This is a genomic window from Shewanella zhangzhouensis (genome assembly GCF_019457615.1).
Classification (GTDB): Bacteria; Pseudomonadota; Gammaproteobacteria; order Enterobacterales; family Shewanellaceae; genus Shewanella; species Shewanella zhangzhouensis.
The window spans coordinates 3,411,273-3,436,482 of record NZ_CP080414.1; the positions used below are offsets into that span (position 1 = coordinate 3,411,273).

Genomic DNA, 25,210 nt, shown 5'->3' on the forward strand with positions numbered 1-25,210 from the left:
GCCCCGGTTCGCTTACTTTTTCCGGGAATTAACCTGGATCAAGGCGCGTTGATTCACCTCCCTTAAGCTTGCCAAAATCGCCCTTCACATCAACAGGGCGTCTTTGGGAGACTTGACCTTGTACGCCACGATTCTACTGCTGCATCTGCTGGGGGCCATTCTCTGGACAGGTGGCCATTTGGTTTTAACCTTAAGCATCCTGCCCGCCGCCCTGAAACACAAAGACCCTCGGCCGTTGCTGGATTTTGAATCGCGCTTTGAAAAACTGGCCATGACAGCTCTTGCGGTGCAAGTGACCACGGGGATGATGCTTGCGCGCCACTATTTGCCCAACCCTGCACTCTGGTTTGCTGAGGCTCAGCCGTTTTCGGTCATCATCAAGGCCAAGTTGATGCTGTTGCTGCTGACCCTCCTCACGGCCCTGAGCGCCAGATTCAGGGTGCTGCCACAGCTTGGGGCCGCCACTTCATCCAATGCCGGTTCGCCCGTCAAAACACGCCTGCTCTATACCATGGCAGCCCATATTCTGCTGGTTACCCTGCTGTCAGTGGCATTTGTCATCGTTGGTGTGGGCGTGCGTACCGGCTGGTTCTATTGATGATGGTGCTTGGTCTATAGTCAGTAGTCACTTGAATTTTAAGCCAATGACTGTAGTTTAGGTTGCACTGCCACTTCACCGGACTGTGCCATGCCCCAAGCTTACAATCGCCGTTTATCCAGATTTTTATTGCCATTGATAACACTCTGCCTCGCCCTGATTGGCACAATTGCCAAGGCAGAGAACCTCGTCACCATAGAAACTACCCTGGGTGACATGACCTTTGAGTTTTTCCCCAATGAAGCGCCCAAGACTGTCGCCAACTTTACACGACTGGCGCAAAGCGGCTGGTACGAAGGCCGGTCTTTCTACCGGGTCGTTAAGGGACATGTCATTCAGGCAGGCAGCCTGGATGAAAACAACGAGCCCATGGTAGAAGCCGAGTTCAACCAGCATCCCCATATTAAAGGCACTCTGGGGCTTGCCCGGGACGAAGACCCCAACTCAGGCTCAACTGAGTTCTACATCTGCCACGAGCCACGGCCACACCTGAATGGCCGCTATACCGTGTTTGGTCAGCTGGTTGCGGGCGAAGCGGTACTCGATGCCATCGCCAATTTGGAAGTGATTGAAAAATATTATGATGAAGACAAGAAAATCGCCTTCCACGAGCCCAAAACGCCAGTGTTAATCAAGGCCATTCGTCTGCATTAACCCAGATAAGTTCGCTCGGAATATCAGGCATGGCACCAAACCATCCCCTTGGACAGCGTTAGGCAAAGTCTCTTCGAAGAGGTCTGAGGCAAAACAAGCATTTGCAGAAGCGGATAAAAAAGCTGCCCTGAGGCAGCTTTTTTAGTGGTTTGAACCCGGTGTCTGAGGGGTTGATATCATTGGCCAAAGGCCGGTGAAATACAGCGTTTCACACTGTAGCTGTACCCCAAAGGAATACTGTCGTCCTTCTGGATCTCCAAGATTTCATAGTCGTTCAACTCCACCACCTTGCTGCCTTCAGCATGTTGGCAACGGGAGCGACTATCTGATTCATACACATAAATAAAATACGCCAGCATCGACTGCTGCAAGCTGTGATAGCGTTCGGCCCTGTCCTTCATCTCGCGTACCGGCATCGACGCCAGATTGGTCGTTTCTCCGTCACGGGTGATACGTACACCAAAGCTGCCGTCAGAACCTTCAGCCGCTTCAGTTACCGACTCATTATTCAAAGCCGCTTCGGTCAATACCGCTTTATTTCCAGCGCCTTCATTGATGGTGTCTATTAGCGCCTCCGCCGCAGCACTCGCCTTTGAATCATCAGCTTGTATGGGCAATATCCCGGTGTCTATGACCTGTTTTTGCACTTTTTCATCGGCCTCGAAAAATCCTTCGTATAAACCCGAGGTAAAGGCGCTGGAGTCTGAACCTACCCCGGTAAACGCCCCCAGCATCAAGAGTTGGATTAGCAGCGCAATACTCCAAAACCAGCGCACAAGGGCAGTGGTGAACACAAAACGGTAATGGGGTGGATGCCAGAGAGCATGAATACCAAAGGGCTTGAGCAGCAACAGCAGCAATAGATAGAAAGGCATGGCCACCTGGGCCAGCAATAACATCAGTAGCGAGGTAATAAAAAACCAGCCCGGCAAACTGAGCAAAATCGCGAAGTTATGGCTGTATGGCAGGCTGGATGCAGCCACCCCGGTCACCTCATTGACCATGCCCGCAGCGTTACCCAGGGCAAAGTTGGCCACAACCGCATAAAACAGCAAAATCAGCGCCTTACCCGGCAGACTGTGCCACAGGTGTAAAAAGCGTGGCCAGAACTCACTCACAAGGCCGGTCAGCACCAATAAACACATCAGGCCAAGGAACCAGGGCCCAAAATCCAGCATCAGCACGGTTTCAACCAGCAGCAACAAGGTAGCCGTCACATAGCTGCGCTGGGCAAAGTTAAGGCTGTGCCAGAATTGTTTCAGGCCGGAGAGCATGCGGGTGAATGGCTGGGTGAAGGGACGGTTAAAGAGCCCCGAGATTTTCATCTTTACCTGAGAAGTAAGTGCCGGTAATTCCATAAGTGATAAGCGTCGCACTGCGAGTAATCCATTGTGCCCACAAGATACTGGAAACAAATTTGTTACACCAGCATGTGGTGGCTTATCAGCGACCCAAAAGCCGATAGAGTTCGCCCCGGCGCACCTCGCTCTCGGCGCTCGCCAGGGTGCCATCGGCCAGCCATATGGCCAACTGCTCGGCAATGATGGGCGCGGTTTGGGTGCGGCTCATGCCCGCCGTAAGGGCATTGTGATACAGCAAGCGAATAAGCACCCAATCCAGAGGTGTAAGCAAGTCTGCTGCGGCTTTATCGTTGAATATCGAGGGGAACACGGCGTCGCTGTCGTTCGGCAACCCCAACACCTGAGTCAGCTCTTCCACCACGCAGGATACCAACTTGCCGTGCATTCTCGCCTGATCCACAGGAATAAACACCTGTGCCTTGCGAATGACGCCGCCAGGCGCCTCAAAATGAGCCAGACACACGGCCCCATGCAAATTGGCGGCGGCCTTGGCCCCGAGGCGACGCTTTACTTCGCCGCCCCAATCCCGCTGGCGGGTAAAAAGAATATGAAGATTGGCCTCTTTGGCACCAACTTCCCGGATAGTAAGCCCGGTGAGTTCACCCAGCTGCTTCAGGTGCATCAGTACCAATTGCCGCTGCACCGGCTCCTGCACCTGCTCTTCGATGGTAAAACGGATCTCGCCGACCCACTTGGACAGCGGGAAGCTGCCGGCTTCGTATTCACGGCCATGAACAACGGCGGCAAAGGCGCGCGCCACGTAGCCTGGATTGAGATGATTACCGGCTCCGGGTTCAAAATCTGTGGCAAGCGGCTTGGCCGATGCAGTGGCAATAATCAGCAGACAGCTCAGTACCAAGGCTGTTATTGCCAATCCGGCCAACGCCACGGCGCTTGGCTGCAAAAAGGCGGGTTGCCACATTCGGCAGTTCCATCCAGTCCTCACATTACATCCTTTTGTACTATTCCTTTTGGCATATGTTGAAAGCTTAGCATGTCCCATCAGGGCAGCGTTCCCCTTCCACAACCCGGGCTATGGCATCAGGGTGACGCCACACTAACGGCTGTGACATAATCGCCGCAACTAAATTAAGCGGGCAGTGGTGCCTGCAGCCGAACACTCCGGTTCCCACCACGCGGCCCCGACACAAGGATATTCAGCCATGGATGAGCAGTATCAATATCAGCAAAGGGACGTACCGGCTCGTCCCCATAAAGCCTTCCGACTCGGGGAAGGAAAAATCAGCGGCTATGCCAGTGTATTTTTAGGGGCGCTCTCCCTTCTGGCCGTACTTGCCTATCTTTATCCTTCCTACCTCACCACCACAGAACTCAGGGCGGTTTACGATGCCAAAGAACTTCAGCAAGTGCTGAAATATGGCATGTATTTTTCACTCTTTTTTGGACTGCTGACCTTTGTGCTGGGTGGCTATCGGCGCCTGGGAATAACTGGTATCGGCCTGACAAGCCTCGCATTTTTTCTGGGCGGCTGGCAAATCCCCGTAGGCCCGGTTGCGCCCAAAGCACTTTCACTCGGTGTCGATTGGCTTATCCTGGCATTTTTGGGGTCTGTGTTTGTTTTTATGACCCTGGAGAAACTGTTGCCAAGGTATAAAGATCAGGTGATTTTGCGCCCGGGCTGGGGGCTGGACCTCTGGTATTTCGTATTCAACCATTTAGCCATTTCAGCCATCTTGCTTTACGCCAATTACCATGTGAGCCACTTCCACTGGGCGGTAAGCGACGAGGTCCAGGCCTGGGTGCAGGCGCTCCCCCTGTGGGTGCAGGTGGTGGCCATTATCCTCGCAGCCGATTTTGTACTTTATTGGGAACACCGGCTGTTTCACGAAGTGGGCTTTTTGTGGCCCATCCATGCAGTACATCACTCGGTGGAAGATTTAGACTGGCTCGCGGGCTCCCGGGGTCATTTTATTCAGATGTTCTCTGAGCGTGCCATGGTGATGGTCCCCCTGTACCTGCTGGGACCGGACAAGGCCGCGCTGGACATCTATGTGGCCTTTGCGGCGCTGCAGGCCGTGCTTATCCATTGCAACACCCGACTGCATTTTGGCCCCATCAAGTACCTGTTGGTGACGCCCTGGTTCCACCACTGGCATCACAGCTCGGAAAAACCGGCCATTGATACCAACTACGGTGCCCACACCCCCATTTACGATTGGCTTTTTGGCACCCTGCATGTGCCTTCAAAGCACTGGCCCGCACACTATGGCACCACCAAGCCCCTGCCCCGCAGCTTTATGGGACAGCTCTGGTATCCCTTTGCCTGTTGGTTGGCCAGGCGCAAACCGCAGGGCTCTGACTAAGCCACGGGTGATGGGCCTTCGCCTTAGGTTTCCTCTTGGGCACAAACAAAACGCCCGGCAGATTTGCCGGGCGTTTTATTCAGATGACCTCAAACATCAATCAACCACGTCTGCGACTTCTGCGGCGCATGCGGCCTTCAATATCGCCTTTCTGCGGCCTGGGCTGTTCGGATTGCCCGTCGCTCAGCGCATCGGCGGACATTGCCGGGTCTGCAAGAACCTCATCGTCCGCATCGTCATCCCCGTCGACTTCTGCCTCCTTGTGCTCATCCTTCTTATCACCCTTGAACACGGACTTGAAGATACTGGTCACCGACGGCAGTTTAACTTTAGGCTCGTTTTTTTCAGCCTTTATGGAAGACTCAGCCTCAGGCGCCTTACTGTCAGGCAACTTTACTGACACAGTGGCGCTGTCCCCAGCCCCGGGCTCAGTGGCAGACGCCTTCACAGCCATGCCGTCATGGTCGAAGTCTTCGGGGGAGAAACCGAATAAGCCGTCTTTCCCCTGAGGGCGACTGGGCACAGGATCTGGCAAAGTGCTCGGCATCAGGGACGCGAAAAAATCGTCTGGGTTAGCCTTTACCGCAACCGGGTCCAACGACTGAGAACCAGCCTTTAATGCCCCAGTGGGGACAGATACATCACCGGCGGCTGGCGCCTCAGCAAACCCGTTATCGGTTGTGCCCTTGGCCGCTTCGGCAGCATCGAGGGAAGCGATAAAATCGTTTACCGAAATCATTTTGGGCCGCTTTACAGCAACAGGATCCCTGGGAACCGATGCAGGATCTTTTGCCGGGGTGGCAGCCTGGGGTGCAGTCATCCCGGACGCGCCTGTTTCAGGCTTAAAAGCCAGCGGCGTGGCCGCCTCCGGCTCAGTACTCCCGTCGGCGTCCTCATTGTCAACAGCCTCATCAGGCACGTCACTCTCATCAGGCTCGGTAAGGGAAGCTTCGTTGGCGGTTTCCTTTACCACTTGCAGCGGCTCCAGTGCATTGGACAACTCCTGCTCCCAGGCCAGCGACAGTGCCAAATCAGCGCTGAGACCCTCATCATCTTCCGGTAAAAGCAGCTCGTGTTCGGCTTCTGCTTCCACCTCGCCTGAGGCCACCGAGGCATCCTCAATGAGTTCGAGGTGGGTTACTGCTGACGGCTCATGCGATGGAGTCGCCGGGAGCACTGATTCAGCCTGCTCGAGCGCGATGGACTCAAACTCCAGAGGCGCGATTTCAATACGGGCCTTGGGTGTATCCGCGAGCAGCTCGCTATCGACTTCAATCTTGTCGCTGTCGACTTCAACTTGGCCACTTTGGGCTTCAAGCTGGTCGCTGTCGATTTCAGGCAGTTCAGGTTCGGCGCCAATCACGGGCACGGGCTCAGGCTTATGCTCAGACACGGAGTCAGATGCAGGGACTAAGGTGGGAGTGGAAACGGCAGCGGCTTCGATTTGAGGCGTAACAGCCAAACCGGCAGCCGCCCTGGCCACCAGCGGCTCACTCACAGTGCTTGCCACCGCAGCCTGACTTTCATCCGCTTTTGCCTTTCGCTCACGCAGACACAGGTCAAACCCGTCACTCACTTCGGTAAGTTCAATTTTGGCCATCGCCAGCGCGTAGCTGAGGTCGTCCAGTTGCTTGCGATACCGGCCTGCGTCTTCCTCAATACCCGCAATGCCCCGTTTGACCTCATCACTGAGCTTATGGGTCAGCCGCTTGTAGGTGGTAATTTCCTGCTCCAGCTCACCGAGCAACCTCTGGGTGACATTCACACTGGTTTCAAGGGTGGCAACCTGCTCTGTCAGTTGCTGACGTCGGCGACTGAATGCCGACGAGAGAGTTTGGGGCACTGTGGTCGCTACCGGTGCCGGAGCGGGGATTTGGCCAGTGAACTCAGGAATGTGACTCACAGGGAGCCACTGGGTGTAAGAAGGGTGCCAACCATAACTGTCGGGTTTATCCTGCAAAAACGCGATGGCCTCGGCATGGGTCAATGGCGCGCTCTGGGCACCATTATGTGAAAGAATCCATTTCTTCATAGTGATCATTCTTGTTCATCGCCAGGGCGACTGTGTGGAATGGGATTAGCCTTGTCTTACGGCAAAACCGGCCAGCTTTTTCTGCAACGCCTCATACTGCTCATTGATAGTGCGCAGGGTCTGATTGACCTCTTGATTCAGGCTCTGAGTGACCGTTTTGCTGCCCTTGATATCGGCTCCGAGTGCCGACAGGCTTTGCTGCAGTGACGTCAAGCTGGCGGCGATGGGTTCGAGCGACTGCTTTAGCCCTTGCTCCTTGGCGAATACCCGCTCAATCAAGGCCTGTGGCACGGCTTTGGGTGGCGGCGGGGGCGTTAGCTTAAGCTCAAACTCGTCGATGTGGCTTACCGGTACCCACTGGGCAAACGATGGCTCCCAGGCATAACTGTCTGGATGGGCTGCGATAAACAGATTGGCTTCAGTCAACCCAAAGGGGCCGCTGATCTCGCCCTGATGGGACAAATACCATTCCTTCATAGATCACCTCTTACCTTTTTGTATTGGTACTACTTTGGTTTTTTCATTGTTCAGGCGTGATGTTCTAACCGTTACAAGGGGCTATCTGTTCTCAGGGGAAAACCCATTGCAACAACCGGCTACATTAACCGATGTTTTTTTACAAGACCACCGATAAGGCGTAAATCCCGCAGAAAATTTAATCGTCGCAGATACGGAAAAAACCTTAATAATCAGTCTAAAGAACGACATCCATCTGCTGCAGCAAACACCTGCACTACCTTTTTACCTTTACATTTAGCCAGTAACGCCTTTGGCGAGACTGAGATAACACAAACCCGGTTAACACCGGCGAGAATCGGCTTGGCCGGAAAAAAGGAGGTTGAGAGCAGGCTGGATAAATGGGCAATAAAACAGCCGCTTCAGGCAATACATCAACAGGTTTACGCCGTTAGGATAATGGCGGCTGAACTGTAGCCTGTTAACGGAGGTTTTATGGCTGAAAACACAGGTATTGCGCAAAAGATATTTGGGGATTTTGCTCCCAAGCTTGCGTATCTCACCGATGATATTCTGTTTGGCCCCGTGTGGGGCGGGGAAGAGCTTTCGCAACGGGACCGAAGCTTAATCACAGTGGCTGCGCTCATTACCCAGCACAGGCCTGATCAACTGAGGTTTCACCTCGCCAAGGCGGTGGAGAATGGCCTTTCCCAAACAGAGCTCATAGAGGTCATCACCCAGCTCGCCTTTTATGCCGGTTGGCCGAGTTCCATGACGGCACTCGACGTCGCCCGGGAAGTGTTCGCATCGACTGAGAGTGCGAAGTAACGCCGGGTCATCAGTGAATTCCACTCACAGAAATTGAGTCATCTTAAATCGAATGTCCGGATTTTCAGGCAATCAATCCGGACCTTCATCCTTTCTTGTACGCGCCTGTTTTCCAGACAATAGAGCTCATATCCGCGCCTTCACAGACCACTGCGGCCGGCGCGGCAACCCTGTCTCTGATGAGGAAACGATATTGAAAACATCCATCACCACGCTGGTGCTAGGCACCTTACTCAGTACTGCAGGTGCGTCCCTGCCAATGGATGCGCAGGCACAAACAACAGAATTGCAACAGACACCATCCAGCGATGCCAATAATTTTTATCGGAGTAATCGGCTCAACATGCAAAAGGTCATCTTTAAAAATCAGTTCCATATGAATGTCACTGGCAACCTTTACCTACCGAAAGACATAAAATCCACAGAGCGCAGACCGGCTATCATCGTCGGCCACCCCATGGGAGCAGTGAAAGAACAAAGCGCCATGCTATATGCCCAGAAACTGGCCGAACAAGGATTTATCACGCTCGCCATCGACCTGTCGTTTTGGGGGGAGAGCGAAGGCAGTCCCCGCAACGCGGTACTGCCCGATATGTATGCTGAAGATTTCAGTGCTGCGGTTGATTTCCTCGGTACCAGCCAATTTACCGATCGGGAAAGAATAGGTGTGCTCGGGATTTGTGGCAGCGGCGGCTTCGCCATCAGTGCCGCTAAAATCGATCCGAGAATGAAAGCCATTGCCACCGTCAGCATGTACGACATGGGGGGCTTCAGTCGCCATCTCTACGGCAAATCCCAATCGATGGCACAACGCAAACAGATACTCGCGGATGCGGCAGCACAGCGCTATACGGAATTCACTGGCGGAGAAACCATATACACAGGCGGTACTCCCCATCAGATTGACGACAACTCTCATCCAATTGCCAAGGAGTTCTATGACTTCTACCGAACGCCCCGTGGACAATTTACCCCTGAAGGTTCCAGTGCTGAGCTGACAACCCATCCGACGCTGAGCAGCAACGTCAAGTTTATGAATTTCTACCCCTTCAATGACATAGAAAGCATCTCACCACGCCCCTTGCTGTTTATCAGCGGCGAGCATGCCCACTCGATTGAGTTCAGTCAGGAGGCCTACGCGCTGGCCGCTGAGCCGAAGGAGCTATATCTGGTCAAGAATGCCGGGCACGTGGATCTCTATGACCGCACGGGATTAATCCCATTCGCCAAGTTAACTGACTTCTTTAACAAAAACCTGTAGTCCGGACGGATTGCCAAAGTCGCCCGGTCTCGACCAAAAGCACCTGCAAAAAGTACCGGTAAGAAGAGTGTCGTGGCGCCTGAGCGCCACTCGACACCCAATCCGCCGTTTAGCCCATCAGGAGACAAGATGAAAACCATTGGATATGCAGCTCAATCCGCGCAAAGCCCCTTAGAGCCGTACGAATATGACTGTCGCGACCTCAGAGATGATGATGTTGCCATTGAAATACTCTACAGCGGCGTGTGCCACAGCGATTTACACACTGTGAAAAATGACTGGGGCTGGACCCTGTATCCCACTGTGCCGGGGCATGAGATTGTTGGCCGCGTGATTGAGGCTGGCCCCGGGGTCACCCAATTCAAAGCTGGCGACAAGGTCGCCGTGGGTTGCATGGTAGACAGCTGTCAGACCTGCTCTCACTGCCACAGCGGTGAAGAGCAATTCTGCGAGCAAGGATTTACCCAAACCTATAACAGCGCCGACAGGCACACAGGGGAAATCACCAAAGGTGGCTACGCCAGACACATAGTCGTGCGGCAGGAGTTTGTACTCCAGATCCCGCCATCTCTGGATCTTGCCAGGGCGGCACCACTGCTGTGTGCCGGCATTACCACCTACTCGCCATTGAGAACCTGGCAGGTTGGCCCGGGCAGCCGTGTGGCCGTGATAGGCATGGGCGGACTTGGCCATATGGCTATCAAATTGGCTGTTGCCATGGGGGCACATGTCACTGTTATCAGCCGTAGCGCCGACAAACGCCAGGATGCCATGCAGTTAGGCGCCAATGGGTTTCTCATCTCTACCGAAACACAGAGCATGCAGCAGGCAGTAAACCAATTCGATCTCATCCTGGATACCATCCCGGTAAAACATGATGTTACGCCCTATATGCCATTGCTCGAGGTCGATGGCACCCTGACGCTGGTTGGTCAGGTCGGCCCCCTCGCAGAAGTGAATACCGTGCCCATGATCATGGGGCGTCGGCGTATTGCCGCCTCCCTGATTGGTGGAATCGCTGAGACTCAGGAGATGCTCGATTTTTGTGCCCGAATGAACATCTTGCCCGAAGTGGAAATGATCACCATGGAGCAGATTAACGACGCATTCGAGCGGCTTGAAAAGTCAGACGTGCACTACCGCTTTGTAATCGATATGCAGGCGTCCAGGTTCTGATAAATCAAATAAGAGGCTCAGTTCAGAGCCTCTTTTCTATGACCAATTCGATGTCTTTGGCATCGGTTAACCAGGCGCAGTCGCCCGGTAGCCTGCCAAGTTTTATTAATCCCCTGGCGTAGCCAAAATCCCGATAAAAGAAGGCGAGGTTCCCCCAGGGGGCGTAGTAGCAGATATCACCTGTATTGGCCGCCGTGCCTGTGGGTGAGCCCGCTGTCGATAAGGCAGTATCCAGGTATGCGATTTTCTCTGTGCCTGCATAATCTGTGAGTATGAGACTCAGAGGCAACAAGGCGAAAAAATCCCTTGCCGCCGCAGAGTCATCAAGGCTGGCATGGATAACAGTGCCATTAACCAGCAATCGAATATTCATGTGCGCCTCCGGTGTATCTGACATGGCAGCAGTGGCTCACCGGGCCCCAGGCAAAGTTGTATTCAGGTACTGGGCGTCCGTCACCGCCTCAAGCCATGTCACGGCACTGCCGGATTTGCTCTCCTGAATGGCTATGTGGCTCATGCTGGTATAAGAAACCGCACCATGCCAGTGGACAACATTGGCCGGGATAGACACCAGATCGCCGGGTTGAATTTGTATACGTTCGCTACCCGCTTGCTGAACCCAGCCCATGCCGGAGGTGACAATCAAGGTTTGCCCAATCGGGTGCGTATGCCAATGTGTGCGGCTTCCCGCCTCAAAGGTGACATTGGCGCCCGAGCTTCGTGCCTCTCCCTGGGCACTGAACAGTGCTTCCACCTTTACCTTGCCGGTAAAAAATGCATCAAGACCCTGAATGGGCTCCCGACTGTCCAGAGAATCCACGCTGATGTGCACGCCGTTCTCGCTTTTTTGCGCCGCCTCGGGACAGAGGCTAATGAATAACAGGGGAAGAGCGGCAAAAACAGTCAGGTCTGAGGGTTTCATAGAATGTACTCCAATGCACGGGGCTAAGCTTCAGCGATGGTACCAAGCGAGTGGCATGACCCATTGTTCCAGCTCGCCTCAGGCATCCATAGCAGGATACTGGCAATTGATTGCCTATTCGTCCGAATCATCGTCTCGATTGGTGGTAACAACTTCGTATCTGCGTAAAATCATCGGGAAGCAGATTTCGCAAAAAGTCTTCCCCTGTTGGAGCCAAACATGCCTGAAAAAGAACGTATCGACAGCCTCTCGGTGGCCCTTGCCGGCGTGGTAGCAAGACGCACTGAAGGGGTGGAATGGGCGTCCACAGCAATCGAAGGGCTGGAGTTTTATCGTCAACCCTCACCGACGTCCTGCGCTATCTGCGTGGTAGAGCCCAGCATCGCCCTGGTGGTACAGGGGGCGAAAAGCATGACATTGGGTGAACAGAGTTACAGATACGATACCAACCGCTTTCTTATCACCTCTTTGGATTTACCGGCAAAAATGCAGGTGTTGGAGGCCAGTGAGGAACAGCCTTATCTGGGCATTGTCATCAAGCTGGATTTGGCCATGATGAGCGAGCTGATTTTACAGGCGCCACTGCATCCACATAAAAGTGCCACACCAGAGCACGCCATGGTGCTTGGCAATACGACTGCGTCATTTCTGGATGCCATTCAGCGTCTGGTGGCACTGCTCGATGAGCCAGAGTCCATTGCTGTGCTCGCGCCACTGATCAAAAAAGAAATTTTCTGGCGGGTACTTATCAGTGAACAGGGTAGCCGCTTGCGACAAATTGCATCGGCCGGCAGCCATGGACTGCGTATCGCCAGAGCCATCGAATGGCTCAAAACACATTATGACGAACATCTCAGTGTCGATGGGTTGGCTGAATTGGCACGCATGAGTAAATCAACGTTTCACCACCACTTTAGAGAATGGACATCCATGAGTCCGCTTCAGTACCAAAAGAGGCTGAGGCTGCTTGAGGCTCGCCGGTTAATGCTCGGAGAAAATCTGGATGCCTCTGCGGCGGCTTACCGCGTGGGCTACGAAAGCCCATCGCAGTTTTCCCGGGAATATTCACGCCTCTTTGGCAATCCCCCAAAACGGGATGTGATAACCCATTGGCAGTAACACAGCCAAATCCCCTGCCAAACGGGTGAAATATCGCTTTGCGCAAGCCATTATCAACGAGCTGCTGGCGCTTAAGATTTACGACTGGCCGGAAGAGAAATTCAATCACCTCAAGCGGCATCTTTGCGCCAACGATATTGAAGCATTGAAGGCAGCCAGCGCCGATTACGACAGTGAGCAAATGTAAAATTTAAAAGCTATTTATCAGCAACTTAATCTTCCTTTCGCACACAAAAAACCATTATCGGGTTAGCACAGGGGTGCAACCCGATAATGGGTAAACTGAGTGTCTTGAACTCAGTTTTACGCTCTAGCCTTGTGCGCCATGCGCCACGACTGCATCACCCGCACGACTCGCCTTATCAATCAAGATCGCGGGCGTCAGCAATTGCGGCAATACCTGCGGCTGTAAATTTCCCTTTCGATACCAAAGATACAAAGGCACACCGGAGCGCTGATGTTTGGCCAGAAATCGGGTGATATCCGGGTCGCCATTGGTCCAGTCGCCCAACATCACCGCCATATTGGCGCGGGCAAAGGCCGCCTGGGTCTCTTGCCGCTCAATGGCAGTCTTCTCGTTCAGCTTACAGGTCAGGCACCAGTCGGCACTGAAATACACAAACATATCCCGCTCACTGATAAGCGTTGTCAGAACGTCTTCATCGAAAGGAAGCGGCAATCTCGCCCCGTGTTCAGCAACTTCGGCTTGCAAAGGTTCATGCGATCGGGAGCCGGGAGAAGCTGTCATCAAAGTGCCTGTGATTACCACCAGCACCACAAGCAGCGGCCACCAGGGTCTGTCACGCCCCCCTTGCAGAAACAGTCCCATAAGCCACAGCACCAGACTCAGCAGCAGTACCAACAGCAGCGCAACAAACACATATTGGCTGTCAGCCTGCTGCATCAAAACCCAAACCAGCCCAAGCGCCGTCAGAAACATGGGAACCGAGAAACAGCGCTTTGCCGTAACCATCCAGGCGCCGGGTCTGGGCATGCGCTTACGCAGCGCAGGCATAAAGCCCACCAGCAAGAAGGGCAAGGCCATGCCCAATCCCAGCCCGGTAAACACCATCAGCCCAACACTGGTTGGCAGCACCAGCGCAGCGCCCAAAGCCGTTGCCATAAAAGGGCCGGTGCAAGGGGTAGCCACAAAGGCTGCCAACACCCCGGTCCAAAAGTCGCCCGCCACGCCTTGCTTTTGCTGCAAGCGACTGCCAGAACTCAGGGTACCGAGTTCAAACAATCCGGCCAGATTCAGTGCTATGGCCATCATCAGCAAAATAAGCACCACTATGATTTCTGGACGCTGCAACTGAAAGGCCCAGCCCACCTGATGACCAAACTCACGCAGCAACAGGATAAGCCCCCCGAGCAGCACGCACACCAGTACGGCCCCCAGGGTATAGGCCAGAGCACCGGCTCTGGCGACTCGCTCATCCCCGAGATTGGCCAGGCTCAACACCTTTAAGCTCAGAATGGGAAAAACACAGGGCATTAGATTCAGTAACAATCCTCCAAGAATCGCCCCCAGTACGGTCACCAAGGACATGACAAGCAGATTGTCTGGCTCTGCGCCTGGCAACCCAGCCCCGGTCGGGAACACCAGTGCATCCCCACTCACCTGGACTGCCTTGACCCTGATAGCCTGTGCATCATCCAGGGTCAGCACGCCATAAAAGTCGCTGACCCCAGCCTCGCCCGCCCCGGTTTGCATAAAAAGGCGATCGCCATTTCGCACAAAGGATTGCGGCGCCGTATTGGCTATCGGCCCATTGACCTCAGGGTAGAAATGAAGCGTCTTTGTGAGCGGCACAGATTCGGGAAATGGCAGCGACAACATCAATTGACCGTTTTGAATGCTGAAGTCCGCCATGGTCGCCACAGGTTTGGGAATGGCCCGTCGCCAATCGGAGAAGGCCTCAAGGGGCGCGCTTGAGGTGCCTTTGTCTGCCACTGTGAATTGGGTCTCAAGCCGCTGCTGCTCAGGCACGCACAGCTTGGGGCTGCACACCAGATAGCGAATATCCACCGCCAGGGTAAGCGCTGTACCGGGCGCAATATCCTCAGAAATGCTCAGAGGTGCCAGCAGGGCATAATCCCCGTGGTAGATGTAATTCATCAGGTCACTTATCACCATGGGCTCGGGGGCGGGATATTGCAGCTCACCCACCGTCACCCCATTCGGCAACAGCCATTGTGCCTGCAGCGGGAATCCGGCATCCCCCGGGTTTAACCAGTAACCATGCCAGCCTGCCTCGGGTGACATCTTTATTGCCAGGCCGGTGTCAGTTCCGGCGACTGGCGCGCTGGACTCCAGCTGCAGCGACGCCCTTATCTTATGCCCTGTGTCGTCACCCGCAGGTGCCGTGATGGCTGCGGCCGTCATCAGCCAGCAGCAGGCGATGAGTTTCAGCCCAAAGGTAATGATTTTCATGATATGCCCTTTAGTCCAAGCCGTTATTTGCTACATCATTGGCTGATATCAGCGCCGAGCAGCGACTGGAGACGCGGGATAAAGTCAGGGGCCTGCAGGCTGACCTTTTCGGTCACCTTGCCAGCCTCATCGATATAGACGATGGTCGGCAATTGGGTAACACCAAACTGACCAAACAGGCTACCTTGTTCGTCAAACACAATGGGCAACTGCGGTTTGTAGTTGGTTTGGTATTCGGCCAGATCGGCCTCAGATGACCAGAGGTTGCTGGAGATATGCAGCCACTGGGCGTTGCTTTCGGGTGCTTGCTGCTCGATCATCTCCCTCACCTGCTGACACGCCCTCGCGGTGGCAGGCTCAGACTCTGCCAGATACCACTCACACCAGGGGGCAAAAAACACCAGCCCGGTGGCTTTACCCGGCTTTACAGCCGTCGGCAGTGGATATGCATGGTTATCCAGGTCGGTTAATGTCAGCGGCACCAGGATATCCCCAAGCCCGTATCCAGCGACATTAACAAGCGCTGTTTCAGCGGTTTTTGGGGCCACACCGTCAGCACCAGCGACAGTTGCCGCTCGGGCGCCGGGGGCTGCCACAACGGCTTTCAGAGCCTGATGAAACGCTTCGTCGTCCTGATGCCCCACATAAGCAATACGCCCATCTCTGTCGATTAAAAAGTGCTGCGGCGTAACCCGTAAGTTAAAGGCCCGCGCCAGGGTGCCATCATCTATGGTCACGGGCATGTTAAGGCCGGTCTTTTTCACAAAGGCACCCACAGAATTGAGGTTATCGCTGATGCCGGTATTCACCGCAATCACTTGCAGATCATTGCCATACTGCTGATAAATCTTCTCAAATCCGGGCATTTGCTGACGGCAAGGCACACACCAGGTGGCCCAAAACTTCAGGTACACCGGCTTTTTGCCATAAAGCTCACCCAGGTTGAGGGTGTCTCCAGTCAGTGTTGTCAGCGACAATCCGGGTGCAGGCGTGCCCAAAAGTTCGCTGCCGGCGAGCTTGGCGCGTCTCTCGCCTTCGGCGGCAAAATCGTCTTTGGCCGAGGCCTGTCCCACCAAAGCAGCAGACAGCAGCAGCGCGGACAGGCCAACGCTCATCAATTTGGGCAGCAATTTGGAAGTGTTGAGGGGTAATGATGTCATACAGGATTCCCATAGGTTGTGACTGAAGGGGTAAGCCGCCCGGCGAAACTCAATACTCTGTTGCAGAGGTAAGTACAAAGAGACTGTGCTTAGAGAACGGCTGCTCTAAGGCGGCTGGAGGCATGGTAGGCCATGGGGGAAAATGCAAATTGTAGATTTTCGACATTCGATTAAGATGCACTGAGGGCATCTGGGTTTTCACCAAATCTTGCTTTGATATACTGGCTCACCCCGCTTTTGGAGCGTTTTGCTATGTCGACACTGCCGCATCTTGGTTTTCAGCGCTACCAGCCCTGCGCCCTGCTGCAGCCCTATGTCAGTTGCTACTGGCAAATCTTCCGCCCCGCAGGCGCCGAGTCACAGTCGACTGAGTTTATGCACCCCGAAGGCGGCACAGGTATCGTGTTCAATTTTGGCGCGCCCATTCACCTGGATGGCTGGCAACACAGGGCACAATGCCTGATCACAGGTCCCACCAAACAAAGCACCAAACTGGAACTCTCCGGCAGGGTTGATGCCCTGGGTATTCGCTTCTGGCCCGGCGCAGGGCGGGTATTTTTAAAGTCACCGCTGTCAGAATTGTTGGGACAACACCTGACACCGGGGGATCTGTCGCTGGCGCTGTTAAGCGATGAACTGGCCGAGCGCTTAGCGCTGCTGCCCACGGCACCAGAGCGCATTGCCCTGCTCGAAACCCGGCTGCTGCAATATCTCATCGCCCACGAATCCCAGGCTCAGGCAACCGAGCCCAGGATGCAGTACGCACTCAGGTGGATAGCCGCGCAAAAGGATCAGGGTGAAATACGCAACCTGCTAACCGAGATGGACATCAGCCAGCGCCAACTGGAGCGCCTGTTCCAGCAAAATGTGGGCATGTCCCCAAAAAACTACAGCATACTGCAGCGCACCGGCTTCGCCCGGGAATTGCTTAAACGCGACACTGCCGCCCCACTCACCGATATCGGCTATCAGGCCGGATTCTACGATCAGGCCCACTTTATCCGGGAATTCAAGCACGTGATTGGCATCACTCCAGGGCAGTTCAGAAGTAAGGCATTGCTTCGGCGCTGAGGTCAAATTCGCCCCTGCCATGGGCGGGTTTGGAAATCGGCAAACAGCTGCGCCGCAAGGAAGTAACGCCTGAGCCGGACTGATACACCGATTACTCCGCGTGGCGTCCTGCGGGAAACGCTTATCCGGTGAAACTTTTCATCGCATAGTCTAACGACACGCTAATGCCCTTTCGGAGCCACCGAGGACGATGCTGAAAGATGCCATTACCCTTGCCAAAATTCGAATCAACCCAGTTTCCGGTATTCCTTCGGGCTCATTCCTACCTTGGCTTTGAATAGCTTGCTGAAGTGTTGTGGATAGGCAAAGCCCAAATTATAGGCCACTTCCGTGACTGACAATTGTGTACCAAGCAAGCTGTTTTTGGCCCGCTCCAACACAAAGAAGTGAATGTAATCCGATGCGGTTCTGCCGGTTTCCTTTTTCAACAGGTCGCTCAAATAATAGGGCGAAATCCCCATTTCTTTACCGCAATAGGCCACTGTTGGCAGGCCCAGTTTTTCATACACTTGGTTCTGATAATAACGCTGCAATAGCTGCTCAAACTGGCTGGCAATATCTTTATTCAAATTGGTGCGGGTATAGAACTGCCGGTCGTAATAGCGGGTGCAATAATCCAACAACAGCTTGATGTTGGACACGATCAACTCCTGGCTGTGGCGGTCAATATTGCCTGAGTATTCAGCCACAATTTTATCGACTATGCCCCTGAGACAGGCCTTCTCAACCTCGGAAACATGTAAGGCCTCGTTGGCCTCGTAATGGAAAAATGAATAGCTGCCGATGCAGCGTCCAAGTTCCGAACGGCGAATAAGGTCAGGGTGAAACAGCAGGTTCCAACTCTCTTTTTCATTCGCCACTCCTTCGGCCCCCGAGTATTGCACCACTTGGCCCGGTGCAATAAATACCAAGGTGCCATTTTGGTAATCGTAAGCGTTGCGGCCATAAATACAGGTGCCGGAAATACCGGCTTTTAAACTGATGGAATAGAGCTCTGAAACTATGGGCGTATCTGCTAAATCGTTGAGCCTTTGACTGTCAAAAGCCCCCACCACAGACACCAAGGGGTGCCCGGGTGGCGCAAGACCAAAAGCCTGATGAACCTGGGCAATCGATTTAATGAGAAGCGGCGCTTTCATTTTTCTTTAGCTCTTTCTCGTAGGTGCTCATAATCACCTTATCAAAGATCCGGTCACTTAGCAGGCTACGTAAACACAAGATTGTACGACTCATGTAGCCCGCTATATATCGGGTTCTGGGACTATTTGATGCCACTATCCGTACAACCAATTCGCCAATGACCGCCGGTGAAGACATGCTCTTGGAATTGCTGTAAATCGCTTTATAGGTTCTTGCCACCGCAGTCGACATGGCCTGATAGGCTCCCCCCTTGGCACGTTCCACCAGTGGCTGGTACAAGACATCACCGAACTCCGAGCTGATCCCACCCGGTTCAATTATCACTACATTGATATTAAAAGGCTTAAGCTCCAGTCGCAGACAATCGCTCCAGCCCTCCAGCGCATGTTTGGAGGCGTGGTACCAGGCACCGAGGGGGGTGTAAATTTTGCCACCCACCGAGGAGGTATTGATAATGGTGCCCGACTTTTGTTTGCGCATAGTGGGCAGCACGGCCTTGGTCATCTCGGCGAGGCCAAACAGGTTGACCTCAAACTGGCGTTTGGCATCTTCGTAAGATACATCTTCCACCGCACCTGTAACCGAGTAACCCGCATTATTCCAAAGCACATCAATGCGACCCTGCTCTGCCACAATCTGAGCCACGGCACGCTCAATGGACTCAATAGAGGTTACATCTGTTTCAATGGCAAAACCGCCAGCCGCCACCAACTCCGTCATTTGCGACACTCGCCGAGCCAGACCATAAACTATATGGCCTTCTTTAATCAGTTTGAGTGCCCCGTCTTTCCCCATACCGGAAGACGCGCCTGTCACCACACATACCTTTTTCATCGTCACACCCCAGTGCTGTTTACCAGGCAAGATTGTTTGCCAACAGCACTAATCTAGCGGGAGCTGCCAACGGCTTCTTATACGCATTGCGGAAAAAACAACACCATTTAAGGAATCATCTGAGGGTGTATATGAATAGAGAATTATGAGGAGACAGAGCCGTTCAAGGGTATTGGACAAGCAATACCCCTTGCCCGGGTGTGGGTTGGAGACCCACGACTTTGTGCCGCTGGCACAGCGGCTATCTCTTGCTTCAACTGCAACTTCCGACATCGAATGCCGTTAATCATCAGCGGTGGGCTTTCGCACTGCCACTCCCGACGTCAATTCAAGATTCGGGGAGCCGAGGATTTGTTAAACAATGGAAATCAGTTACAGAGGCTGGAGCGCCTTTTTAGCATCACGAGCCTTGATTCAAGGGCTCTGAATTTGAGATGGGCAGCGTGTCGTAACTCACCTTTTCGCTCAGCAGCTTCGGCAAGTACTAATTTCATGCCTGTATCATCCACAGCCTTAGGATCGCTGTAAGCGTCACCGACAAGCAGCAATCCTTGGTTTGATTGGCTCAAAGCCGTTTCATAGTCTCCATCTGAAATAGCTTGCTTTGAATCCGACCAATAGACCTCAGCTTGCTTGTAAATTAGGGCGTCATTGCAATCTGCAATGGCGCTGCACCCAAACATTAGCAGCGCCCACGCAGGTGCTAATCCAGCCAAAATCGCCCTTCTGAAGTTCCTTAACCAGCCCGTTGAATCTAGCATCTGTCATCTTCCATTGAATAATTGCCGAGCTTAGTGTCAATCGAATGTAATGCATGCCGGGAGAAATCCTAATCTTATTTCTGAACCCTGAACAGTTTAGGCAGCAAATATCTCAGGCCAGATGCGAATAGAAATAAAAAAACGAGTGCCGAAGCACTCGTTTTTTAGTGTCTGACCGAACCAAGGCTCAACCGGACCAACAATGGCGTTACTGCCGCAGATAAGACAAGGAAACCAGCTGTTTTCGCCGCGCAGTTTACTCATGTAAATGAGCAGCGAAAACAGTGGGGTGACGCCGTATTATCCAGGCTAAGTAGCCATTTACTCGTAGTCACTCATCGGTACACAGGCACAGAACAAATTCCGATCGCCATACACGTCATCGATACGGTTCACGGTTGGCCAGAACTTGTTGGCACGCACTGACGCAGTCGGGAACACCGCCAGCTCACGGCTGTATGGGCGGCTATCAAACGCCGGGTCCATGATGTCATCCATGGTGTGCGGAGCATTGGCCAGTGGGTTGTTGTCAACCGGCCACTCGCCGCTTTCCACGCGGGCGATTTCGCCGCGAATGGCGACCATGGCCTCGATGAAGCGGTCCAGCTCAGCCTTTGACTCAGACTCAGTTGGCTCGATCATCAGGGTACCGGCAACCGGGAAGCTCATGGTTGGGGCGTGGAAACCGTAGTCGTTCAGACGCTTGGCCACGTCCATCTCAGTCACACCAGAGGCTTCCTTCAACGGACGCATGTCGATGATGCACTCGTGGGCGATACGATCGTTACGGCCACGGAACAGCACCGGATAGTGCTCAGACAGCTTCTTGGTAACGTAGTTGGCGTTCAGCATGGCGGTCTGGGTAGATTGCTTCAGACCCTTGCTGCCCAAAAGCTTGATGTACATCCAGCTGATTGGCAGGATACCGGCGCTGCCGAATGGGGCAGCAGAGACGGCGCCATTGTTGTCGCTCTCGATACCTTGCTTAACCACAGCGTGACCGGCTACGAAAGGTGCCAGGTGCTTCTTCACGCCGATTGGGCCCATACCTGGACCACCGCCGCCGTGAGGGATGGCGAAGGTTTTGTGCAGGTTGAGGTGCGATACGTCGGCACCGATAAAGCCAGGGGCAGTGAGACCTACCTGAGCGTTCATGTTGGCACCGTCCAGGTACACCTGGCCACCGTGCTGATGAATGATGTCACAGATTTCACGCACGGTTTCTTCGTATACACCGTGGGTAGAAGGATAGGTGATCATGATGCACGACAGGTTCTCGGCCACTTCGGCAGCCTTGGCGCGCAGGTCATCCAGATCTACGTTGCCTTGCTTGTCACAGGCGGTCACCACCACTTTCATGCCAGCGAGCTGGGCAGAGGCAGGGTTGGTGCCGTGGGCAGACTGAGGGATCAAACACACATCGCGATGGCCCTCGCCACGGGACTCGTGGTACTTGCGGATAGCCAGCAGACCGGCGTATTCGCCCTGGGCACCAGAGTTGGGCTGCATGCACACGGCATCGTAACCTGTGATGTCCACCAGCCAGTCAGACAGCTCACCAATCAGCTGGGTGTAACCCTGGGCCTGCTCAGATGGGCAGAAGGGGTGCATGTTGGCAAATTCAGGCCAGCTCACCGGGATCATCTCAACGGCAGCGTTGAGCTTCATGGTGCAGGAACCCAAGGAAATCATGGAATAGTTCAGTGCCAGATCCTTGCTCTCGAGGCGCTTGATGTAGCGCATCATTTCGGTTTCGCTGTGGTAGCTGTTGAAGGTTGGGTGAGTCAGGAAAGCTTCTTCACGTACCAGTGCAGCAGGGATAGAGCTTGAACCCTTGGCAAGGATGTCGGCATCAATAGCTGCCACATCCAGACCATGACCGGCGCCCAAGATGATGTCGAACAGTTCGGCAACATCGGCACGGGTAGTGGTTTCGGCCAGACTCACACCCACAACGCCATCGGCGTCGTAGCGCAGGTTCACACCGGCAGCCAGGGCGCGGGCACGTACGGCGTCCACATCAACCTTGAAGCTTAAGGTATCGAACCATTGCGTGTTCAGTACAGTCACGCCCTTGGCGGCAAGACCGGCGGCCAAGATGTCGGTCAGGCGATGAATGCGCTCGGCAATCACCTTCAGACCTTGTGGGCCGTGGAATACGGCGTAGAAAGAGGCCATGTTGGCCAGCAGCACCTGTGCGGTACAGATGTTGGAGTTGGCTTTCTCGCGGCGGATGTGCTGCTCGCGGGTTTGCATGGCCATACGCAGGGCAGTCTTACCACGGGTGTCTTTGGACACACCGATGATACGGCCGGGCATTGAACGCTTGTGCTCGTCTTTGGACACAAAGAAGGCAGCGTGTGGACCACCAAAGCCCATTGGCACGCCAAAGCGTTGGGCGGAGCCGAATACCACGTCGGCGCCCATGGCACCAGGGCTCTTCAAGAGCACCAGCGACATGATGTCAGCGCCCACGGTCACAATCACGTTCTTGGCGCGCAGCTGGGCAAACAGCTCGGTGAAGTCGGTCAGTTGACCCTGACGGTTGGTGTACTGGAACAGGGCACCAAAGAGGTCATCATGGTTAGCGGCATCGGCAGCTGGACCGGTCACAATGTCAAAGCCAAAACACTCGGCGCGGGTCTTTACCACGTCCAGGGTTTGTGGGAATACGTCATCGGCTACGAAGAACGTATTGGCTTTCTTGGCCTTGGATACACGCTTGGCCAGCGCCATGGCTTCAGCAGCGGCAGTGGCTTCGTCCAGCAAAGAGGCAGAGGCCAGGTCCAGACCGGTCAGGTCAATGGACAGCTGCTGGAAGTTCAGGATGGCTTCGAGGCGGCCCTGGGCGATTTCTGGCTGATATGGGGTGTAGGCAGTATACCAACCTGGGTTTTCCAGCACGTTACGCAGGATAACGTTAGGCACTTCGGTGCCGTGGTAGCCCATACCAATGTAGCTCTTGAACACCTGGTTCTTATCGGCCAGCTGGCGGATGTAGGCCAGACCGGCGGCTTCGCCATTGGAGGCTCCCACGTTCAGCTCGCGACCCAGACGGATAGACTCGGGTACGATTTGGGCGGTCAGATCTTCCAGGGACTCGGCACCAACGTAGTTCAGCATGGCTTGCTGTTCGTCGGCATCGGGGCCAATGTGACGGGTCAGAAACAGCTCGTGCTGTTCCAGCTGGGTGAGGGTTTGCTTGGTCATGATAAACCTTTCAAATTACGCCGATCTCAATTGCGACCGATCTGCTTTATGTCGGATAAAACAAACGAAGCCCCGGGGGGCTTCGTTTTTCCTGGCGAGGATTATTCCTCGTCGATAACTGCTTGATAACCTTCGGCGTCGAGCAGGCTGTCCAGCTCAGACTCGTCAGAAGGCTTGATGCGGAAGAACCAGCCGTCACCGTAAGCATCGCTGTTTACCAGCTCAGGAGAATCTTCCAGAGATTCGTTCACGGCAATCACTTCACCGGAGATAGGGGCATAGATGTCAGAGGCGGCTTTTACAGACTCGGCCACGGCGCAGTCTTCACCGGCAGACACAGTGTCACCCACTTCAGGCAGCTCAACGAATACCATGTCACCCAGCAGTTCCTGAGCGTGCTCAGTGATACCTACGGTGTAGGTGCCGTCATCTTCCTTGCGGATCCATTCGTGGGAAGAAGCATACTTGAGTTCGGACGGGATATTGCTCATTGTTCTTGTTCCTTAATCGGGTCTTTTAAAATGCTTGTTTTCCGTTGCGTACGAAGCTGGGTGCAATGACACGCACCGTCACACGCTTCTTGCGCATTTCCACTTCGGCAGTATCACCGATGGCGCCGGGTACGCGAGCCATCGCGATAGAATAGCCCAAAGTGGGTGAGAATGTACCGCTGGTGATCACGCCCTGGTGCTCAACGCCATTGGCGTCGGTAAAAAACACTGGCATATCATGGCGCAGAACGCCCTTCTCTTCCATCACCAGACCGACTAATTTGTCGCTGCCCTTGGCCTTGATGGCTTCCAGTGCTTCACGGCCGATAAAGTCGCGATCCGCAGGTTCCCATGCAATGGTCCAGCCCATGTTGGCGGCCAGTGGGTTGACGCTTTCGTCCATGTCCTGACCGTAGAGGTTCATACCGGCTTCAAGACGCAGGGTATCACGGGCACCCAGACCACATGGCTGCACACCGGCATTCAGCAGCGCTTGCCACAGGGCTTCGGCTTCGGCTTCAGGCACGATGATCTCGTAACCGGCTTCGCCGGTGTAACCTGTGGTGGCAATAAAGAGGCTGCCGGCCTGCTTGCCGAAGAAAGGCTTCATGCCTTCGATGGCGGCGTTTTGCTCGGCGGTAAATACGGTGGCGGCTTTGGCTTTGGCATTGGGGCCCTGCACGGCAATCATGGCCAGCTCAGGACGCTCTGTGATGGTCACCTCGAAGCCTTTGGCTTGCTCGCCAATCCACGCCAGATCTTTTTCGCGGGTCGCAGAGTTAACTACCACGCGGTATTGGGTATCGCTGAGATAGTAGGTGATGAGGTCGTCGATAACGCCGCCGTCGTGGTTCAGCATGCCGCCGTAGAGGGCTTTGCCGGGGACGGTCAGTTTGGCAATGTCGTTAGCCAGCAGTTTGCGCAGGAAAGCGCGGGCGTCGGCACCTTCAACGTCCACCACTGTCATGTGAGATACGTCGAACATACCGGCGTCACGGCGCACGGCATGGTGCTCTTCGATTTGGGAGCCATAGTTGAGGGGCATGTCCCAGCCGTGGAAGTCCACCATCTTGGCGTTCGATTCCAGGTGCTTGCTAAAGAGTACAGTTTTATTAGCCATTATTATCCCTTCTATCCGGGGCTTTGGTGCCAAAAATAGAAACGGCACCTGGTTAAAATGCGGCGAAATTATACCTTGCGTCACAAATTTGTATACAAGAGAATTTTCTAATCCGAACAACCAAACATTAGTTTTCCTAATGAAAAAGCCAGAAAAAACTAATCTTCAGAGGTCGCTTTACAATTTTCCGCCGCCAATTGTTTGATATTTGCTGCAAAAATCGCCTTTATCGGCTGCCTGGCCGGCAGCTGTTATCAA

Annotated in this window: 23 protein-coding genes; 9 read left to right on the forward strand and 14 right to left on the reverse strand. The window is 54.1% G+C overall.

From position 1 onward, the window contains the following. Nucleotides 1–118 precede the first annotated feature (118 nt). Entirely contained in the window at nucleotides 119–598 is a 480-nt protein-coding gene (locus tag K0H63_RS14950) for a CopD family protein (protein WP_258405588.1), read from the forward strand. Nucleotides 599–688: 90 nt separating this feature from the next. Then, nucleotides 689–1,252, forward strand: coding sequence for a peptidylprolyl isomerase (locus K0H63_RS14955; RefSeq protein WP_220065365.1), 564 nt, complete (start codon nucleotides 689–691; stop codon nucleotides 1,250–1,252). Nucleotides 1,253–1,428: 176 nt separating this feature from the next. On the opposite strand, the gene K0H63_RS14960 is transcribed toward K0H63_RS14955, so the two are convergent. After that, entirely contained in the window at nucleotides 1,429–2,628 is a 1,200-nt protein-coding gene (locus K0H63_RS14960; RefSeq protein WP_220065366.1) for a hypothetical protein, read from the reverse strand. Nucleotides 2,629–2,695: 67 nt separating this feature from the next. Then, on the reverse strand, nucleotides 2,696–3,535 hold the full coding sequence (locus K0H63_RS14965) for a DUF2927 domain-containing protein (RefSeq protein WP_220065367.1): 840 nt from the start codon (nucleotides 3,533–3,535) through the stop codon (nucleotides 2,696–2,698). Between the two features lie 241 nt (nucleotides 3,536–3,776). Between K0H63_RS14965 and K0H63_RS14970 the strand changes: the two genes are divergently transcribed. After that, entirely contained in the window at nucleotides 3,777–4,937 is a 1,161-nt protein-coding gene (locus K0H63_RS14970; protein ID WP_220065368.1) for a sterol desaturase family protein, read from the forward strand. A gap of 100 nt (nucleotides 4,938–5,037) precedes the next feature. Here K0H63_RS14970 and K0H63_RS14975 read toward each other — a convergent pair whose 3' ends face one another. Together K0H63_RS14975 and K0H63_RS14980 are read right to left on the reverse strand one after the other, a co-directional pair. Further along, nucleotides 5,038–6,969, reverse strand: a complete 1,932-nt coding sequence (locus K0H63_RS14975; RefSeq protein WP_220065369.1) for a DUF4339 domain-containing protein — start codon at nucleotides 6,967–6,969, stop codon at nucleotides 5,038–5,040. A 45-nt stretch (nucleotides 6,970–7,014) separates the two neighbouring features. Beyond that, entirely contained in the window at nucleotides 7,015–7,446 is a 432-nt protein-coding gene (locus tag K0H63_RS14980; RefSeq protein ID WP_203324681.1) for a DUF4339 domain-containing protein, read from the reverse strand. Between the two features lie 474 nt (nucleotides 7,447–7,920). Here K0H63_RS14980 and K0H63_RS14985 point away from each other — a divergent pair, with 474 nt between their 5' ends. The 3 genes from K0H63_RS14985 (at nucleotide 7,921) to K0H63_RS14995 (ending at nucleotide 10,690) form a co-directional block, all read left to right on the forward strand. Next, the gene (locus K0H63_RS14985) at nucleotides 7,921–8,253 is read left to right on the forward strand and encodes a carboxymuconolactone decarboxylase family protein (protein WP_220065370.1); all 333 of its coding nucleotides are present in this window, start codon (nucleotides 7,921–7,923) and stop codon (nucleotides 8,251–8,253) included. A gap of 193 nt (nucleotides 8,254–8,446) precedes the next feature. After that, entirely contained in the window at nucleotides 8,447–9,514 is a 1,068-nt protein-coding gene (locus K0H63_RS14990; protein ID WP_220065371.1) for an alpha/beta hydrolase, read from the forward strand. A 129-nt stretch (nucleotides 9,515–9,643) separates the two neighbouring features. Continuing rightward, nucleotides 9,644–10,690: an NAD(P)-dependent alcohol dehydrogenase gene (locus K0H63_RS14995; RefSeq protein ID WP_220065372.1), complete on the forward strand. Its 1,047-nt coding sequence runs from the start codon at nucleotides 9,644–9,646 to the stop codon at nucleotides 10,688–10,690. 22 nt (nucleotides 10,691–10,712) lie between these two features. Here K0H63_RS14995 and K0H63_RS15000 read toward each other — a convergent pair whose 3' ends face one another. Beyond that, nucleotides 10,713–11,063: a cyclophilin-like fold protein gene (locus tag K0H63_RS15000; protein WP_220065373.1), complete on the reverse strand. Its 351-nt coding sequence runs from the start codon at nucleotides 11,061–11,063 to the stop codon at nucleotides 10,713–10,715. 36 nt (nucleotides 11,064–11,099) lie between these two features. Further along, nucleotides 11,100–11,612, reverse strand: a complete 513-nt coding sequence (locus K0H63_RS15005; RefSeq protein ID WP_220065374.1) for a (R)-mandelonitrile lyase — start codon at nucleotides 11,610–11,612, stop codon at nucleotides 11,100–11,102. A gap of 219 nt (nucleotides 11,613–11,831) precedes the next feature. Here K0H63_RS15005 and K0H63_RS15010 point away from each other — a divergent pair, with 219 nt between their 5' ends. After that, the gene (locus K0H63_RS15010; RefSeq protein ID WP_220065375.1) at nucleotides 11,832–12,731 is read left to right on the forward strand and encodes an AraC family transcriptional regulator; all 900 of its coding nucleotides are present in this window, start codon (nucleotides 11,832–11,834) and stop codon (nucleotides 12,729–12,731) included. 25 nt (nucleotides 12,732–12,756) lie between these two features. Beyond that, a complete protein-coding gene (locus K0H63_RS15015) occupies nucleotides 12,757–12,918 on the forward strand; it encodes a hypothetical protein (RefSeq protein WP_220065376.1) in 162 nt (53 codons plus the stop codon). A 123-nt stretch (nucleotides 12,919–13,041) separates the two neighbouring features. Here the strand turns inward: K0H63_RS15015 and K0H63_RS15020 are convergent, their stop codons facing one another. Both K0H63_RS15020 and K0H63_RS15025 read right to left on the reverse strand, forming a co-directional pair. Further along, nucleotides 13,042–15,165, reverse strand: a complete 2,124-nt coding sequence (locus K0H63_RS15020; protein ID WP_220065377.1) for a protein-disulfide reductase DsbD family protein — start codon at nucleotides 15,163–15,165, stop codon at nucleotides 13,042–13,044. Between the two features lie 35 nt (nucleotides 15,166–15,200). Next, entirely contained in the window at nucleotides 15,201–16,325 is a 1,125-nt protein-coding gene (locus K0H63_RS15025; RefSeq protein ID WP_220065378.1) for a TlpA family protein disulfide reductase, read from the reverse strand. Nucleotides 16,326–16,577: 252 nt separating this feature from the next. On the opposite strand from K0H63_RS15025, the gene K0H63_RS15030 reads away from it, so the two are divergent. Continuing rightward, on the forward strand, nucleotides 16,578–17,396 hold the full coding sequence (locus K0H63_RS15030; protein ID WP_220065379.1) for an AraC family transcriptional regulator: 819 nt from the start codon (nucleotides 16,578–16,580) through the stop codon (nucleotides 17,394–17,396). Between the two features lie 227 nt (nucleotides 17,397–17,623). On the opposite strand, the gene K0H63_RS15035 is transcribed toward K0H63_RS15030, so the two are convergent. The 6 genes from K0H63_RS15035 to gcvT form a co-directional block, all read right to left on the reverse strand. Continuing rightward, a complete protein-coding gene (locus K0H63_RS15035) occupies nucleotides 17,624–18,535 on the reverse strand; it encodes a helix-turn-helix domain-containing protein (RefSeq protein ID WP_258405589.1) in 912 nt (303 codons plus the stop codon). Then, nucleotides 18,513–19,370: an oxidoreductase gene (locus K0H63_RS15040; RefSeq protein ID WP_220065380.1), complete on the reverse strand. Its 858-nt coding sequence runs from the start codon at nucleotides 19,368–19,370 to the stop codon at nucleotides 18,513–18,515. The genes K0H63_RS15035 and K0H63_RS15040 overlap by 23 nt, the downstream gene beginning before the upstream one ends. Nucleotides 19,371–19,738: 368 nt before the next feature. Continuing rightward, nucleotides 19,739–20,131 carry a hypothetical protein gene (locus K0H63_RS15045; RefSeq protein WP_220065381.1) on the reverse strand — a complete coding sequence of 131 codons (393 nt, stop codon included), beginning with the start codon at nucleotides 20,129–20,131 and terminating at the stop codon, nucleotides 19,739–19,741. 321 nt (nucleotides 20,132–20,452) lie between these two features. Next, nucleotides 20,453–23,341, reverse strand: coding sequence for an aminomethyl-transferring glycine dehydrogenase (gene gcvP / locus K0H63_RS15050; RefSeq protein WP_220065382.1), 2,889 nt, complete (start codon nucleotides 23,339–23,341; stop codon nucleotides 20,453–20,455). Between the two features lie 101 nt (nucleotides 23,342–23,442). Further along, on the reverse strand, nucleotides 23,443–23,832 hold the full coding sequence (gcvH, locus tag K0H63_RS15055) for a glycine cleavage system protein GcvH (RefSeq protein WP_011760828.1): 390 nt from the start codon (nucleotides 23,830–23,832) through the stop codon (nucleotides 23,443–23,445). A gap of 25 nt (nucleotides 23,833–23,857) precedes the next feature. Further along, a complete protein-coding gene (gcvT, locus tag K0H63_RS15060) occupies nucleotides 23,858–24,952 on the reverse strand; it encodes a glycine cleavage system aminomethyltransferase GcvT (RefSeq protein ID WP_220065383.1) in 1,095 nt (364 codons plus the stop codon). Nucleotides 24,953–25,210 lie beyond the last annotated feature (258 nt).